Source organism: Herbidospora cretacea (assembly GCF_001570605.1).
GTDB lineage: Bacteria > Actinomycetota > Actinomycetes > Streptosporangiales > Streptosporangiaceae > Herbidospora > Herbidospora cretacea.
This window is the reverse complement of sequence record NZ_BBXG01000008.1, coordinates 1-16,017: the sequence shown is the minus strand read 5'-3', so window position 1 is coordinate 16,017 and position 16,017 is coordinate 1. Positions and strand designations below refer to the sequence as shown.

Below are 16,017 nucleotides of genomic sequence, written 5' to 3'. Positions count from 1 at the left end.
GGTGATCAAAAGGGAAACGCGTATCCGGCCAGCACGGCGTCCATTCCGGCCGCCCAGAGAACCGATCGCGCATATGCCACCTCCAGCGACCCCAGTTCCGCGTTGATGCGAATGCGGCCGTCGGGACAGAGGTGCGCCCCGACGAACCCGTCGAGCCGCGGGGCGACCACGCTGACCTGATATCCGTGCCCGTCGAAATACGCGAACAGCGTGTAGGCCCGGCCCCGGCCGGTCTGAATCGAATACAGCCATCCCCGGTCGGCGAAAACCGTGTTCCTGGGCATGTGCGAGGCGGCGTACCGCGCGTCGTCCTCCGGCGCGGCCACCCCGAAAGCGCAGCCGCGAACCCGGGAGAGCGGCTGGTCATCGGGCAGGTCACCGGTGAAGATCTCGCCTTCGCGCCCCACCGCGACATCGGAGATCGGCCGCGCGTCGTGAATGATCTCCTGGAGCAGGACGGGATTCATCTGGCCTCCCCGTGAGGATTTCTGTCACGCTTGAACAGAGTTTGCCGGGCCGGTCAGGAACGCGGACGGGTTGCCAGGTTGACTCCTGCCAAATGGGCAACCCTCGGGGGAGCGCGATGACCTTCGGCGAGAAACTGCGCGTTTACCGGAACGGCGCGGGAAAATCGCTGAACGTCCTGGCCCGGGAGTCGAGCTGCTCCAAGTCCTATCTGAGCCGCCTCGAATCGGGTGAACGCCGCCCCAGCCCGGAGGTCGCCGGTCACCTCGACAGCCTGCTGGGCGCCGGGGGCGCGCTCAAGGCGGCGGCCACCCGCGACCGCGAACCGGCCACGCCCCTGATCACCGACCCGGCGGCCTACGGCGACGCCCTGCTCCGCCTCAGGGAACTCGGCCGCCGCCATCCGGCCCGGATGGTGCTGAGCATGGTCCACGGCGCCGTCGCCACCCTCGGCGACGCCCGCGTGGCGGCCCACCTGACCGAGTACGCGAGCTGGATGGCCCAGGAGTCCGGCGACACCGCCGGAGCGCTGACCCTGATCAGGTCCACCACGACGCTGGCCCGCCGGGGCGGCGCCCGCGACCTCCACGCCTACGCCCTGGTGCGCCGGGCCGAACTCCTGCTGCCCGACCCCCGCCGGTCCGCCGAACTGGCCGCCGAGGTCAGGGCGAACCGGAGAGTGTCACCTCGCGTCCGGGGCCTGGCCGCGCTGGCCGAGGCGAAGGCGCTGGCCCTGACCGCTGCGGCGCGCGAGGCCGAGGCCGCCCTGGATCTCGGCGCGGCGTTGCTGGCCCGGCCGCCCGGAGATCCGGACCCCTTCCCCATCGGCCCCTCGACGGTCGCCGACGAGGCGGCGGCCACCGGCGGCTGGGCCATGTTCGACCTGGGCCGCGCCGCTGAAGCCGTCACCCGGCTGAGCGCCGCCCTCGCGACCACCCCGGCCGACGGCCACCGCGCCCGAGGCCTGCTGGGCGCGCGACTGGCGCGGGCCCACCTGGACCTGGGTGACCTGGAACAGGCGGAAGAGGTGGTCAAGGCCGGTCTCGACATGGCCCGTCGCAGCGGCTCGGCCGCCGCGTTCGCCGAGCTCCGCCTGTTCGGCCAGGACCTCCGCCGCTGGCCCGGCGACCGGCTGGCCCAGGCCCTGCGGGCCGACGTCGCCGCCGGTCTGACCGGCTGCTGAACAGCGCACGATCCGCGGCGTCGAGCGGTCTCGTCGTCCGCGGCATGCCGGACCTGTCAGACCCCTCAGACCTGTCAGACCGAGGCCCGCGCCACGCGCTGCGCCTCGGCGTACTCGTCGGTGCGGGCGTCGTACTTGCGGAACTTCGGCAGGATCGCGGCCATGGCCAGGACGCCGCCCATGCACAGCAGGCCGCCCGCGCCCAGGGAGAAGCGGGCCCCGCCGTACTCGGCCATCGCGCTGGCCCGCGCGTTGCCGAGCATCGGGCCGGTCGAGTAGGACAGCAGCTCGATCCCGGCCAGCCGGCCCCGGTATTCGTCGGGGATGGTCTGGTTCCAGATGGTCCCCCGGAAGATGCCGCTGATCATGTCCGCCCCGCCCGCCAAGGTCAGGAAGACGATCATCAGCCAGATGTTGGGCATCACCGAGGCCACCGCGACGGCCGCGCCCCACAGCAGCGCCGCGACGATCACCGCCAGCCCGTGGCGGTGGACGTGGGCGGTCCACCCCGAGGTCACCGAGGCGAGCACCGAGCCGATCCCGGCCGAGGCGTACAGCAGGCCGAGGGCGATCTGCTCGTGCCCGCCGCCGAACTGCTCGGCCATGAACGGGTAGAGCGCGTTCGACATGGCGAAGAACATGGCCGCGATGTCGACCACGTAGGTGCCCATCAGGTCGGGGCGGCGGACGGCGTACCTGACCCCCTCGACGAGCGAGGCCAGGGACGCCGGCTGGGTGACCTCGCTCCGGCGGGCCATCGGGGCCACCCGGAACAGCATGATCAGCGAGATCAGGAACGTCGCCACGTTGACGCCGTAGGACGGGGCCACGCCGAACGACACGACGATCAGGCCGCCCAGCGCCGGGCCCGCGATGCCGCCCACGCTGCGGACCAGGCCCTGGAGGGCGAACGCGGCGCCCATCTGCTCCAGCTTGAGCACCTGGTTGATCACGGCCTGCTCGCTCGGCCCCCGCACGCTGTACAGACCGGCGGTGAGGGCGCCCACCACGTACAGAACCCAGATCTGGGGGTTCGGGAGGAGGGCGTTGACCATCAGCAGGACGGCGGTCAGGCAGAGGCCGATCTCCGTGGTGATGATGATCTTGCGGCGGTCCATCGAGTCGGCGATGGCGCCGCCCCACAGTCCGCAGACGACCATTGGGACGAACTCGGCCACGCTCACCAGGCCGACCGCGAGGTAGGAGCCGGTGAGCTCCTTCATCTGGTAGGGCACCGCGACCAGGGTGATGAACGCCCCGACCATGGTGACCGAGGCCGATCCCAGCAACAGGCGGAAGTCGCGGGAGGAGCGCAGGGGGCTGACGTCCATCTTCAGGCGTCGGAGGAAGGCGAGCGAACTTTTGACCACGAACGGCCAGATTGGCCGATTCCCCGAAAGCTTTGCAACCGGTTTTCAGTCGAAGAAGCCGAGCTGCAGCGCGATCCGGTCGCCGTCGAGGACCAGCACGTCGTAGCCCCGCACCACCGGCTCACCGCCCTCGGGGCCGAGGGTCCAGGTGAACCGTACCGTGTCGTGGTGGCCGTCGAGGATCTCGCCGCGCCTCAGCGGCAGGCCGGGGAACCGCTGGTGGACCTGGCCGATGAAGGCGCTGATCTGGTCGTGGCCGGTCAGGTCGGCGAGGGGGTCGGCGAAGCGGGCGGTCTCGGTCCACGACGCCGCGACGGCCTTGGCGCGGGCCTCGGCGTCGGTCTCGTTCCAGGCGGTCAGGCTGCGGTCCACGATGGCGGTGTAGTCGGTCATGTCGTGAGGTCCTTCCTCGTCGGGATGGCCTCACGGTTCCACCGGAGGGTGCGGGCCGTCGATTACCTCCCGAGTACATGCCGGCGGAGCACCGTCTTGAGGATCTTGCCGCCCGGGTTGCGGGGCAGTTCCTCCTCGTGGAACCAGAACCGCACCGGGATCTTGAACTCGGCCAGCCGGGTCCGCAGGAACGCCTGGAGATCCCCGGCCGTCACCGGGCTGGTGATCCGGACCACCGCGCCGACCTGCTCGCCGAGCTCGTCGTCGGGGATGCCGATCACGGCCGCGTCGTCGATCGCGGGGTGTTCGAACAGGGCGGCCTCGACCTCGGCGCAGTAGACGTTCTCGCCGCCCCTGATCACCATGTCCTTGGCCCGGTCGACGATGTAGACGAACCCCTCGTCGTCGATCCTGGCCAGGTCGCCGGTGTGCAGCCAGCCGTCCACGATCGTCTCGGCGGTCGCGTCGGGCCGGTTCCAGTAGCCCATGATCACGATCGGCCCGCGCAGGCACAGCTCGCCGACCTCGCCCCGGGGCAGCTCCACGCCGGTCGGGTCGCAGATCTTCACGTCCATCACCGCGAGCGGGCGGCCGATGCTGTCGGGGTGCGCGGCGTACTCGCGGCCGCTGTTGTAGATCGCCAGCGCGGTCGTCTCGGTCATGCCGTAGCCGTTGGTCGGAGCGCGGTCCGGGAGCAGTTCGTTGATCCGCTCCAGCAGCTTCGGCGGGGCGGGGGCGCCGCCGTAGGAGACGGCGGTCAGCGAGGAGATGTCGTGCTTGGCGAGGGAGGGGTGGGAGATCAGCTGCCAGGCGTTGGTGGGCACCCCGCTCATCGTCGTCACCCGTTCGCGTTCGATGAGCTCCAGTGCGCGGCCCGGGTCCCACTTGTACATCAGCACCAGCCCGCCGCCGGTGAACATGGTCGTCATCAGCACCGCGAAACAGCCGGTGACGTGGAACAGCGGCACGGTGAGCAGGGTGACGCGGCGCTGGCCGGCGGTTTCGGCCGGGTCCTTCCCGGACATGACGACGCCCCGCGTGATCGCGTACGCCACCGTCATCGGCGCCTGGCCGAGGTTGCGGTGACTGCCGAGCGCGCCCTTCGACCGGCCGGTCGTGCCGGACGTGTAGAAGATCGTCGCCGGGTCGTCGGGGGAGAGGTCGACCGGGGGGAGCGTGGTCTTCGGCTCGAAGGAGTCCCAGTCGTGCCCGCCCTCGAAGGATCCCCGGCGCGTGACGATCAGCGGCAGGCCGGACATCCTCTCGGCCCGCTCCCCGTCGGTGATGGCCAGCAGCGCGCCGGAGTCGGTCAGGGCGTGATCCAGTTCCGAGGCCGTCCACCACGCGTTCAGCGGCACCGCGACCGCGCCGATGGACAGCACGGCCGAGAACGAGACGATCCACTCCGGGTAGTTGCGCATCGCGATGGCCACCCGGTCGCCCTTCCGGACGCCGAAGACGTCGCGCAGCGCGTGGGCGAGCGTCGCGGTGGCGCGGAAGAACTCGGCGTAGGTGAGGCGCTCGTCCTCGTACACGACGAAGGTCTTGTCGCCGTGGAAGGCGGTGGTCTCCAGCATGGCCCGGAACGTGGCCGGGGCGTGCCGCCAGATCCGGACACCGCCGGAGGTCTCCGTCATCTCGAAGAGCTGCCCCGGGGCGGTCAGCGCCGCCTGCGCCTGGTCATGCGAGATCGTCACGAGACGTCACGATACCGACCGGTAGGTACGGATCCAAGCGACTCCCTCACAACGTTCGAAGTGGTTCGGTGTCATCTCGCACAACGGACCCCGGCTTGCATGATCATGTCGGCCGATGCATAATCTTCAGGAAGCAAGAAAATGTGGACTACTGCATGAACATGCAAACCATGGGGGGCGGGATGAAGGCGGCCATCGCCGGGGCCAGCGGATACGCCGGAGGCGAGTTGCTCCGGCTGCTCCTGGGCCATCCGGAGATCGAGATCGGCGCGGTCACCGCGGCGTCGAGCGCGGGCACCCGCCTGGGCTCCCACCAGCCCCATCTCGTCCCGCTGGCCGGGCGCGTCATCGAGCGGACCACCCGCGAGACCCTCGCCGGCCACGACGTCGTCTTCCTGGCCCTGCCCCACGGCGAGTCGGCCGCCCTGGCGGCCCAGCTCGGCGACGACACCCTGATCGTCGACTGCGGCGCCGACTTCCGGCTCACCGACCCCTCGGCCTGGACCGAATTCTACGGCGGCGACCACGCCGGAACCTGGCCCTACGGCCTGCCCGAGCTGCCCGGCCAGCGCGAGAGGCTCGCCAAGAGCAAGCGCGTCGCCGTGCCCGGCTGCTACCCGACCACCGCCACGCTGGCGCTGTTCCCCGCCTTCGCGGCCGGCCTCGCCGAGCCCGACGTCGTGGTCGTCGCCGCGAGCGGCACCTCCGGGGCCGGGAAGTCGCCCAAGACCAACCTGCTCGGCAGCGAGGTCATGGGCGCGGTCAGCGCCTACGGCGTCGGCGGCGTCCACCGGCACACCCCGGAGATGGAGCAGAACCTCTCCGCCGTCGCCGGCCGGCCGGTCACGGTCTCGTTCACGCCCACCCTCGCGCCCATGCCGCGCGGCATCCTGGCCACCTGTGTCGTGCCGGCCGCGCCGGGCACCACCCCGGAGTCGCTGCGGGAGGCCTATGAGGAGGCCGTGCGCGACGAGCCGTTCCTGACGCTGCTGCCCGAGGGCGTGTGGCCGTCGACCGCGATGACCCTGGGCGCCAACACCGCCGCCCTCCAGGTCACGCTCGACCAGCGGGCCGGGAGGATCGTGGCGCTCGCGGCGATCGACAACCTCACCAAGGGCACGGCGGGCGGCGCGATCCAGAGCGCCAACCTCGCGCTCGGCCTGCCCGAAGAGCTCGGCCTCCCCGTCGCCGGGGTGAGTCCGTGATGTCCGGTTCTGGAGATGAGGAGACCTCGTCATGAGCGTGACCGCCCCCCTGGGATTCCGGGCCACCGGGATCAACGCCGGCATCAAGCCCGGTGAGCACCGCGACCTCGCCCTCGTCGTCAACGACGGACCCTCGCGCGCGGCGGCGGCCGTGTTCACCCGCAACCGCGTGAAGGCCGCCCCGGTCGTCTGGTCGGAGCAGGTCGTCAGCGGCGGCCGGGTCAAGGCCGTGGTGCTCAACTCCGGCGGCGCCAACGCCTGCAACGGCCCCGCCGGGTTCCAGGACACCCACGCCACCGCCGAGAAGGTCGCCGAGGTCATCGGCGACTCGGCCGGCGAGATCCTGGTCTGCTCCACCGGGCTCATCGGCGAGCGCCTCCCGATGGACGCGCTGCTCGGCGGCGTCGTCGACGCGGCCGGGCAGCTGTCGCGCGACGGCGGCGTGGCGGCGGCCGACGCGATCCGCACGACCGACACGGTCAGCAAGATCGCCTTCCGCCGCGGCGCCGGCTACATGGTCGGCGGCATGGCCAAGGGCGCCGGCATGCTGGCCCCGGCGCTGGCCACGATGCTGTCGGTGCTGACCACCGACGCCGACCTCACCTCCGAGGAGTGCGACACCGCGCTGCGCGCCGCGACCGAGGTCACCTTCGACCGGCTCGACGCCGACGGCTGCATGTCCACCAACGACACCGTGATCCTGATGGCCAGCGGCGCCTCCGGCGTCAAGCCCGACCTGGCCGAGTTCACCAAGCGCCTCACCGAGGTCTGCGCCGACCTGGCCCGCCAGCTGCTCCTCGACGCCGAGGGCGCCTCCAAGGCCATCGCGATCGAGGTCGTCGGAGCCGCCTCCGTCGCCGACGCCGTCGAGGTCGGCCGGGCCGTCGCCCGCAGCAACCTGTTCAAGTGCGCCATGCACGGCGAGGACCCCAACTGGGGCCGCGTCCTGTCGGCGATCGGCACCACCCAGGCCGAGTTCGAGCCCGACCGGCTCAACGTCGCGATCAACGGGATCTGGATCTGCCGGGGCGGCGCGGCCGGCGACGACCGCTCCAAGGTCGACCTGCGCCCGCGCGACATCCACGTCACCGCCGACCTGTCGGCCGGGCCCCACTCCGCGACCATCCACACGACCGACCTGACGGCCGCGTACGTCCACGAGAACTCGGCGTACAGCTCGTGAACCCGCTGCAGAAGTCCGAGGCGCTGATCGAGGCGCTGCCGTGGCTGGCCCGTCACCAGGGCGCGGTCGTCGTGATCAAGTACGGCGGCAACGCCATGACCGACGAGAGCCTGCGGGAGAAGTTCGCCGACGACGTCATGTTCCTGCGCTACGCGGGGATGCGCCCGGTGATCGTGCACGGCGGCGGCCCGCAGATCAACGCCGCACTCGACCTGCACGGCATCGCGTCCCACTTCACCGCCGGGCTCAGGGTCACCACGCCCGAGGCCATGAAGGTCGTCCGGATGGTGCTCGTCGGGCAGGTCAACCGTGACATCGTGGGGCTGATCAACCGGCACGGCCCGTTCGCGGTCGGCATGTCCGGCGAGGACGCCCACCTGTTCACCGCCGTCCGCAAGCACGCGGTCGTCGACGGCCTGCCGGTCGACATCGGCCAGGTCGGCGAGATCGTCAAGGTCAACGCGGCCACGGTCCGTAACCTCGTGTACGACGGCCGCATCCCGGTAGTGTCCTCGATCGCCCGCGGCGAAGACGGGCAGATCTACAACGTCAACGCCGACACCGCGGCCGCCGCGCTCGCGACCGCGCTCCCGGCGGTCAAGCTGGTGGTCCTCACCGACGTCGAGGGCCTGTACGCCGACTGGCCCGCCAGCGACAAGGTCATCCGCCGGATCTCCGCCACGGAGCTGGCCGCGATGCTGCCCGGGTTGTCCAGCGGCATGGTCCCCAAGATGGAGGCCTGCCTGCGCGCCGTTCAGGGGGGAGTGCCCTGGGCCCAGGTGGTCGACGGCCGGCAGCCCCACGTGCTGCTGCGTGAGATCTTCACCGATGAGGGCATCGGCACCCTGGTCGTCCCGGACGAAGTCGAAGGAGACATCGAATGACCAGCCTGTTCGACCGGTACGAGACGGCGTTCATGCCCAACTACGGCGTGCCCCCGGTCGCGCTGGAGCGCGGCGAGGGCTCGGTGGTCTGGGGCGCCGACGGCACCGAGTACCTCGACATGTTCGGCGGCATCGCGGTCAGCTCGCTCGGCCACGCCCACCCCGCGCTCGTCGAGGCGGTCTCCCGGCAGGTCGCGACGCTGGCGCACACCTCGAACCTGATCGTCCACCCGCGCGAGGTCGAACTCGCCGAGAAGCTGCTCGGCCTGCTCGGGGCGCCCGCGAAGGTCTTCCTGGCCAACTCGGGCACCGAGGCCAACGAGGCGGCGCTGAAACTCGCCATCAAATACGGCAAGTCCACCGGCCGCGGCTACTTCGTCGCCGCCGAGATGGGCTTCCACGGCCGCACCCTCGGCGCGCTGTCGCTGACCGGCAAGCCGTCGATCCGCGACCAGTTCGGGCCGTTCCCGCTCGACGTCCGCTTCGTCCCGTACGGCGACGCCGACGCCCTGGCCGAAGCCGTCGACGGCGACTGCGCCGCGGTGTTCCTGGAGCCCACGCAGGGCGAGGCGGGAGTGGTCCCGCCGCCCGACGGCTACATGGCCAGGGCGCGCGAGATCACGTCGGCGGCGGGCGCGCTGCTGGTCGCCGACGAGATCCAGTCGGCCATCGGCCGGACCGGCCACTGGTTCGCCCACCAGTCCGACGGCTACCTGCCCGACATCCTCACCCTGGCCAAGGGCCTGGGCGGCGGCCTCCCGATCGGCGCGTGCGTCGGCTTCGGCCCGGCCGGGACGATCTTCGCCAAGGGCGACCACGGCTCGACCTTCGGCGGCAACCCCGTGTCGTGCGCGGCGGCGCTGGCCGTCCTGGACAACGTCGACCTGGCCCACGTCCAGGCGGTCGCGGCCGAACTGCGCGCCGGACTCGAAGCGATCTCCCACCCCCTGCTCAAGGGGGTCCGGGGAAGGGGACTGTGGCTCGCCGCCGTTCTCACCGAAGACAGGGGCGCCCAGGTCCAGGCCGCCGCGCAGCGGGCCGGATTCCTGGTCAACGCCGTACAACCCGACGCGATCCGGCTCGCGCCGCCGCTCGTGATCACCTCAGCGCAGGTCCAGACCTTCCTGACCGCGTTCCCGTCGATCCTGGATGAGGCCGCAGATGGCTAGACACTTCCTGCGGGACGACGACCTGTCGCCCGCCGAGCAGGCCGAGGTCCTCGACCTGGCCGAGGCCATGAAGAAGGACCGCTACGGCCACCGCCCCTTCGAGGGCCCCCAGACGGTCGCGGTCCTGTTCGACAAGCCGTCCACCCGCACCCGCATCTCCTTCGCGGTCGGCATCGCCGAACTCGGCGGCAACCCGCTGATCATGGACCTGGGCACCTCCCAGATGGGCCGCGGCGAACCGATCGAGGACACCGCCCGGGTGCTCGACCGCCTGTGCTCGGCGATCGTGTGGCGGACCGCCGGGCAGGAGCGCGTCGAGGCGATGGCCTCGGCCAGCCAGGTCCCCGTGGTGAACGCGCTGACCGACGAGTTCCACCCGTGCCAGGTCCTCGCCGACCTGCTCACCGTCCGCGAACGCCGGGGCGGCCTCACCGGGATCACGATCGCCTACTTCGGCGACGGCGCCAACAACATGGCCCACTCCTACCTGCTGGGCGGCGCCACGGCCGGGATGCACGTGCGGATCGCGACGCCCCCGGAGTACACGCCGCTGACCTCGGTGGTCGACGACGCGAGGCGGATCGCGGCGCGGACGGGCGGCTCGGTCGAGGTCCTCACCGACCCGCTGGCCGCCGCCACGTCGGCCGACGTGCTCGCCACCGACACCTGGGTCAGCATGGGCCAGGACGGCAAGGACGCGCGGGTCGCCGCCCTGACCCCCTACCGGCTCAACGCGGAGCTGCTCGCCGTCGCGGCGCCCGAGGCGATCGTGCTGCACTGCCTGCCCGCCTACCGGGGCCTGGAGATCTCCGCCGACGTCCTCGACGGGCCGCGCAGCGCCGTCTGGGACGAGGCCGAGAACCGCCTCCACGCCCAGAAGGCCCTGCTCCACTGGCTGGTCACCCGATGACGATCCCGCTCACCAAGGCCGCCCGGCACGCCAAGATCGTCGAGCTGCTGACCCGCAACAAGGTCAGGTCGCAGCCCGAACTGGCCCGCCTGCTGGCCGAGAGCGGCGTCGAGGTCACCCAGGCGACCCTGTCGCGCGACCTCGACGAACTGGGGGCGCTGAAGCTCCGCACCGACGACGGGACCCTGGTCTACGCGGTCCCGGGCGAGGGCGGCGGCCGCATCCCCATCTACCGGACCGACACGTTCGCCGAGCAGCCGGAGGCCCGGCTGCGCCGCCACGCCGAGGAACTCCTCGTGTCGGCCGAGGCGTCGGCGAACCTGCTCATCCTCCGCACCCCTCCCGGTGCGGCGCAGTTCCTCGCCTCCGCGATCGACCACGCGGGCTGGCACTCGGTCCTCGGCACGGTCGCCGGAGACGACACGATCCTGGTGATCAGCCGGGATCCGCTGGGCGGCGAAGCCCTGGCGGCGGCGTTCTTGCGCCTGACCGCCCGCAACAAGGACCAGTAGGCATCACCATCGGCTAAGGTCGCCGATTGGACACGAACGTATTCGAAGGGTGGGCGTTTGCGGTGAGCTCGGAACGGAAGCCGATGCGGCTGTGGGGTGGCCGTTTCGAAGGGGGGCCGGCCGACGCGCTGACCCGCCTGTCGGTGAGCGTTCACTTCGACTGGCGCTTGGTGCCCTATGACCTGATGGCGTCCCGCGCCCACGCCCGCGTGCTGAACCGGGCCGGTCTGCTCACCAACGACGAGCTGGGCAGGATGCTGGCCGCGATCGACGACCTGGAGGCCGCCTGCAAGGCCGGCGACTTCCGGCCCACGGTCGCCGACGAAGACGTCCACACCGCTCTCGAACGCGGTCTGCTCGAACGCCTCGGCAGCCTCGGCGGCAAGCTCCGCGCCGGACGCTCCCGCAACGACCAGATCGCCACCGACCTGCGCCTCTACCTGCGCGACCACGTGCGGACCATCGTGTCCCGCGTCGTGGAGCTGGAGACCGCGCTGATGAGCCAGGCCGAGGAGCACGCCGACACGGCCGCCCCCGGCATGACCCATCTCCAGCACGCCCAGCCGGTCTCCTTCGGCCACCAGCTGCTGGCCCACGTCCACCCGCTGACCCGCGACATCGACCGCCTGCGCGACTGGGACAGGCGCGCGGCCGTCTCCCCGCTGGGCTCGGGCGCGCTGGCCGGTTCCTCGCTGCCGCTCGACCCGATCGCCGTGGCGGCGGAGCTGGGCTTCGACTCGGCCGCGCCCAACTCGATGGACGCCGTCGCCGACCGCGACTTCGCCGCCGAGTTCCTCTTCGACGCTGCGATGATCGGCATCCACCTGTCGCGGCTGGGCGAGGAGATCGTCCTGTGGGCCTCGCAGGAGTTCCGCTGGATCGAGATGGACGACGCCTACTCGACCGGCTCGTCGATCATGCCCCAGAAGAAGAACCCCGACGTCGCCGAGCTCGCGCGCGGCAAGTCGGGGCGTCTCATCGGCGCGCTGATGACGATGCTGACCACGCTGAAGGGCCTGCCGCTCACCTACAACCGGGACCTCCAGGAAGACAAGGAGCCCGTGTTCGACGCGGTCGACACCCTCAACCTGGTGCTGCCCGCGATGGCGGGCCTGGTCTCCACGATGCGGGTCAACACCTCCCGCCTGGAGTCGAGCGCGCCCGACGGGTTCGCCCTCGCCACCGACCTGGCCGAGCTGCTGGTCCGCAAGGGCGTGGCGTTCCGCGACGCCCACGAGGCCGTCGGCCACCTCGTCGTGTGGTGCCAGGTCAACGACAAGGACCTCGGCGACCTGACCGACGAGGAGCTCCTCAAGGTCTCCCCGCACTTCACGCCCGACGTGCGCGACGTGCTGAACGTGCCCGGCGCCCTCGCCGCCCGCAAGGCCCACGGCGGCACCGCCCCCGACCGGGTCCGCGACCAGCTCGCCGCTCTACGTGAGCTCGTCGACGGCCAGGCCGCATGGGCGACTGGGGCCTGACGCTCGACCGGTCCTTCTTCGACCGGCCGGCCCATGAGGTGGCCCCTTCCCTGCTGGGGAGGGTGGTCGTCCATGGGCCGGTCGCGGTCCGCCTCACCGAGACCGAGGCCTACGGCCTGCCCGGCCAGGACCCCGCCTCGCACACCTACCGGGGCATGACCCCGCGCAACGCGGTCATGTTCGGGCCGCCGGGGCATCTCTACGTCTATTTCACGTACGGGATGCACTACTGCGCCAACCTCACCTGCCTGCCGCCGGGAACGGGTTCGGGGGTGCTGCTGCGGGCGGGGGAGATCGTCGCCGGCCTCGACGTGGCACGGGAACGGCGCGGCCCCGACGTGAAGCCCCGCGACCTGGCGCGCGGACCCGCCCGGCTGGCGGTGGCCATGGGCTTCGGACGGGAGCACAACGGCGAGGACTGCGTCTCCGGAGACATCCGCGTCCACGAGGGTTCGGGCATCTCACCGGAGAAGGTGATGGAAGGGCCGAGAACGGGAGTCTCCACCGGGGCCGACGTCCCCTGGCGGTTCTGGCTCGACGGCGACCCGACGGTGTCGCCCTACCGGCCCCACGTGCCGCGCCGTCGCTGACGGCGCTTATGGTGGCGACGCGGTGTCGTACCGGCCGATAGGGTTTTGGCGACCAGCCCTATTCACGCGAAAGCCAGGAACCGTGACCGACATCCTCGATGAGCTCGAATGGCGCGATGTGACCGCGCAGACCACCGACGTCGAAGCGCTGCGCAAGGCGCTGGCCGACGGCCCGGTCACGGTCTATTCGGGGTTCGACCCGACGGCTCCGTCGCTTCACGTCGGCAACCTGGCGACCCTGCTCATCCTGACCCGCTTCCAGCGGGCCGGCCACAAGCCGATCGGCCTGGTCGGCGGTGCCACCGGCCTCATCGGCGACCCCTCGGGGCGGAGCACCGAACGGTCTCTGAACAGCGAAGACGTCGTGGCCGACTGGGTGAGCCGGATCCGCGTCCAGCTTGAGCGGTTCCTGTCCTTCGAGGGCGACAACGCCGCCCAGGTGGTCTCCAACCTCGACTGGACCTCCGAGATGTCGGCGATCGGCTTCCTGCGCGACATCGGCAAGCACTTCCCGGTGAACCGCATGCTCGGCCGCGAGTCCGTCTCGGCCCGGCTGGCCGGCGAGGGCCTCAGCTACACCGAGTTCAGCTACCAGATCCTTCAGGCCAACGACTACCTGGAGCTCTACCGCCGCAACGGCTGCACCCTCCAGGTCGGCGGCAGCGACCAGTGGGGCAACATCACCGCCGGGACCGACCTGATCCGGCGCGTCGAGGGTGCCCACACCCACGCCTACACCGGCAAGCTGATCACCAAGGCCGACGGCACCAAGTTCGGCAAGACCGCCGGTGGCTCCATCTGGCTCGACCCGGCGCTGACCTCGCCCTACGCGTTCTACCAATACTGGCTGAACGCCGACGACCGCGACGTGATCCGCTTCCTCAAGGTCTTCACCTTCCTCGACCGCGAACGCATCGAGGAACTGGCGAAGGCGGTCGAGGAGCGCCCGTTCGCCCGTGTGGCGCAGCGCGCGCTGGCCGAGGAACTGACCACGATGGTCCACGGCGCCGACGAGGTCACCCGCGCCATCGAGGCGTCCAAGGCCCTGTTCGGGCAGGGCTCGATCCAGGATCTCGACGCCGCGACGCTCGCCGCCGCCCTGTCCGAGGTCCCCAAGGCCACCGCCTCTCTCGGCACGTCCTACGTCGACCTCCTGGCCGAAAGCGGCCTCGCCAAGTCGAAGTCGGAGGCCCGGCGCGCCATCAAGGAGGGCGGGGCCTACCTCAACAACGCCAAGGTCACCGACGAGGACTACGTCCCGACGTCGGACGACCTGCTGCACGGGCGCTTCCTGGTGCTCCGGCGCGGCAAGAAGACGCTGGGGGGCGTCGAGCTCGTCTAGTCCTGTGTGAATTCGTACACAGAAGTTCTGAACGCTCCGGCCTATCGTTGCTGCACCCCTCCCCACCAGCGACGATAGGTGAGCACATGTTCGACAGTGATGTGGCGGGACCGTCGCGGCCGCGCCGCGGCATCGCCTTCGGAACCGACCGTGATCACCGCTCCGCCCTCGCGGAGCTGGACCAGGCCGTGGCCGGAGACCTCTCCGAGGAGGACCTGGCGGCGGCCCACTGCCGCCGCGCGGTGCTCCTGTGCCGCCTCGGCGACCACGCCCAGGCGGAGATCGCCGCCACGGAGTCCCTGGCCACCCGCCTGACGGCGGCCGGCTACACCGCCCGCGCGATGCCCCGCTGCCTCAGCGGCGACCTCGACGGCGCGTGGGCCGACACCGAACGCGCCCTGCTCCTCGACCCGACCTACATCAGCGTGCACGCCGTCCGCGGCCGGGTCTTCCTGGCCCTCGGCCGGCCCGCCGACGCCCTGGCCGACTTCGACGTGTCGACCTTCGCCGAGTCCTACGACGGCGACGCGCGGCTCGACCGGGCGGAATGCCTGCTCATCCTGGGCGAGGCGGCCCGCGCGGTGGCCGCCTGCGACGAGGTCATCGCCACCGGCCGAAGCGGCTTCTTCGGCTTCGCTGGCCAGCCCGCCACAGCCCCCCACCGCGTGCATCTGCTCCGCGCCCGCGCCAACCTCGCGCTCGGCGAACCGCTCACGGCACTCGCCGACTGCTTCCTCGCCGCCGCCCTCTCCCCGCACTCTCCCGAGGTGTACGAGGTCCGCGCGGAGGTCTACCAGGCCGCCGACTCCGCCCGGGACGCCTCCGCCGACCTGGCCAAAGCCGAGGAACTCAGAGTCGCCTGAATGTGATGCGGGTAACAGTCCCGTGTCCCGGGAGTCATGGGCGCCTTAAAAGGCCGCTCTGACCTGCGGAAACGCCGCGTGAACGCTGATTTGACGCGAGGTTCCCCGTTGCCTAATGTTCTCTTCGCCCCGGGAACACGGCAGCGCCGGAACCCAGGGACATCCCACCGAGTTCGATCAGCCGGAAACGGCGACTGGACACGGACGAGATGAAGAGCTAAGCTTGAAGGGTTGCGCCAGAAACGGCGCGGTCCGCTCCGGTCAGATCCGATCGGGAACTGCGGTAAAGTTGAATCACCGCCCAGCAAGTATCTGTGGGCAGACGTGTGCGTTTCTTGAGAACTCAACAGTGTGCTAAAAGCCAGTGCATGATGCACAACCCCGTCATTTGATGACGGATTCCTTTGGTTGACATTCATGACGAATGTTGGCTGGGAGAACATCTCTGAAGACATCTTTTGGAGAGTTTGATCCTGGCTCAGGACGAACGCTGGCGGCGTGCTTAACACATGCAAGTCGAGCGGAAAGGCCCTTCGGGGTACTCGAGCGGCGAACGGGTGAGTAACACGTGAGTAACCTGCCCCTGACTCTGGGATAAGCCTGGGAAACTGGGTCTAATACCGGATACGACATCTTCCGGCATCGGATGGGTGTGGAAAGTTTTTTCGGTCAGGGATGGGCTCGCGGCCTATCAGCTTGTTGGTGGGGTAGTGGCCTACCAAGGCGACGACGGGTAGCCGGCCTGAGAGGGCGACCGGCCACACTGGGAC

15 protein-coding genes and 1 rRNA gene are annotated in these 16,017 nt (G+C 70.7%); 12 read left to right on the top strand and 4 right to left on the bottom strand.

The features are described from left to right. Nucleotides 1-5: 5 nt before the first annotated feature. Nucleotides 6-467 carry a hypothetical protein gene (locus AW270_RS17020; RefSeq protein ID WP_061295328.1) on the bottom strand — a complete coding sequence of 154 codons (462 nt, stop codon included), beginning with the start codon at nt 465-467 and terminating at the stop codon, nt 6-8. A gap of 116 nt (nt 468-583) precedes the next feature. Between AW270_RS17020 and AW270_RS17015 the strand changes: the two genes are divergently transcribed. Beyond that, a complete protein-coding gene (locus tag AW270_RS17015) occupies nt 584-1,648 on the top strand; it encodes a helix-turn-helix domain-containing protein (protein ID WP_061295327.1) in 1,065 nt (354 codons plus the stop codon). A 74-nt stretch (nt 1,649-1,722) separates the two neighbouring features. Here AW270_RS17015 and AW270_RS17010 read toward each other — a convergent pair whose 3' ends face one another. The 3 genes from AW270_RS17010 to AW270_RS17000 form a co-directional block, all read right to left on the bottom strand. Next, nucleotides 1,723-3,018 (bottom strand): MFS transporter, encoded by a 1,296-nt coding sequence (locus AW270_RS17010; RefSeq protein ID WP_245674736.1) that lies wholly within the window; start codon nt 3,016-3,018, stop codon nt 1,723-1,725. Nucleotides 3,019-3,063: 45 nt separating this feature from the next. Then, a complete protein-coding gene (locus AW270_RS17005) occupies nt 3,064-3,411 on the bottom strand; it encodes a nuclear transport factor 2 family protein (protein ID WP_061295326.1) in 348 nt (115 codons plus the stop codon). Nucleotides 3,412-3,473: 62 nt separating this feature from the next. Beyond that, nucleotides 3,474-5,108, bottom strand: a complete 1,635-nt coding sequence (locus tag AW270_RS17000) for a class I adenylate-forming enzyme family protein (RefSeq protein ID WP_061295325.1) — start codon at nt 5,106-5,108, stop codon at nt 3,474-3,476. Nucleotides 5,109-5,269: 161 nt separating this feature from the next. Between AW270_RS17000 and argC the strand changes: the two genes are divergently transcribed. The 11 genes from argC to AW270_RS16945 form a co-directional block, all read left to right on the top strand. Further along, a complete protein-coding gene (gene argC, locus AW270_RS16995; RefSeq protein WP_439649061.1) occupies nt 5,270-6,313 on the top strand; it encodes an N-acetyl-gamma-glutamyl-phosphate reductase in 1,044 nt (347 codons plus the stop codon). 31 nt (nt 6,314-6,344) lie between these two features. Continuing rightward, entirely contained in the window at nt 6,345-7,496 is a 1,152-nt protein-coding gene (argJ, locus tag AW270_RS16990; protein WP_061295324.1) for a bifunctional glutamate N-acetyltransferase/amino-acid acetyltransferase ArgJ, read from the top strand. Then, a complete protein-coding gene (argB, locus tag AW270_RS16985; RefSeq protein ID WP_061295323.1) occupies nt 7,493-8,380 on the top strand; it encodes an acetylglutamate kinase in 888 nt (295 codons plus the stop codon). The genes argJ and argB overlap by 4 nt, the downstream gene beginning before the upstream one ends. Then, nucleotides 8,377-9,549, top strand: coding sequence for an acetylornithine transaminase (locus tag AW270_RS16980; protein WP_061295322.1), 1,173 nt, complete (start codon nt 8,377-8,379; stop codon nt 9,547-9,549). The genes argB and AW270_RS16980 overlap by 4 nt, the downstream gene beginning before the upstream one ends. Then, nucleotides 9,542-10,459: an ornithine carbamoyltransferase gene (gene argF, locus AW270_RS16975; RefSeq protein ID WP_061295321.1), complete on the top strand. Its 918-nt coding sequence runs from the start codon at nt 9,542-9,544 to the stop codon at nt 10,457-10,459. Before AW270_RS16980 ends, argF begins: the two co-directional genes overlap by 8 nt. Beyond that, nucleotides 10,456-10,971, top strand: coding sequence for an arginine repressor (locus tag AW270_RS16970; protein WP_061295320.1), 516 nt, complete (start codon nt 10,456-10,458; stop codon nt 10,969-10,971). Before argF ends, AW270_RS16970 begins: the two co-directional genes overlap by 4 nt. A gap of 83 nt (nt 10,972-11,054) precedes the next feature. Continuing rightward, a complete protein-coding gene (argH, locus tag AW270_RS16965) occupies nt 11,055-12,452 on the top strand; it encodes an argininosuccinate lyase (protein WP_061296119.1) in 1,398 nt (465 codons plus the stop codon). Continuing rightward, the gene (locus AW270_RS16960) at nt 12,434-13,042 is read left to right on the top strand and encodes a DNA-3-methyladenine glycosylase (RefSeq protein WP_061295319.1); all 609 of its coding nucleotides are present in this window, start codon (nt 12,434-12,436) and stop codon (nt 13,040-13,042) included. Before argH ends, AW270_RS16960 begins: the two co-directional genes overlap by 19 nt. Before the next feature lie 82 nt (nt 13,043-13,124). After that, nucleotides 13,125-14,384: a tyrosine--tRNA ligase gene (tyrS, locus tag AW270_RS16955; RefSeq protein ID WP_061295318.1), complete on the top strand. Its 1,260-nt coding sequence runs from the start codon at nt 13,125-13,127 to the stop codon at nt 14,382-14,384. Between the two features lie 86 nt (nt 14,385-14,470). Next, nucleotides 14,471-15,247, top strand: coding sequence for a tetratricopeptide repeat protein (locus AW270_RS16950; protein WP_061295317.1), 777 nt, complete (start codon nt 14,471-14,473; stop codon nt 15,245-15,247). 455 nt (nt 15,248-15,702) lie between these two features. Beyond that, nucleotides 15,703-16,017 (top strand): 16S ribosomal RNA (locus AW270_RS16945); the annotation flags it as partial.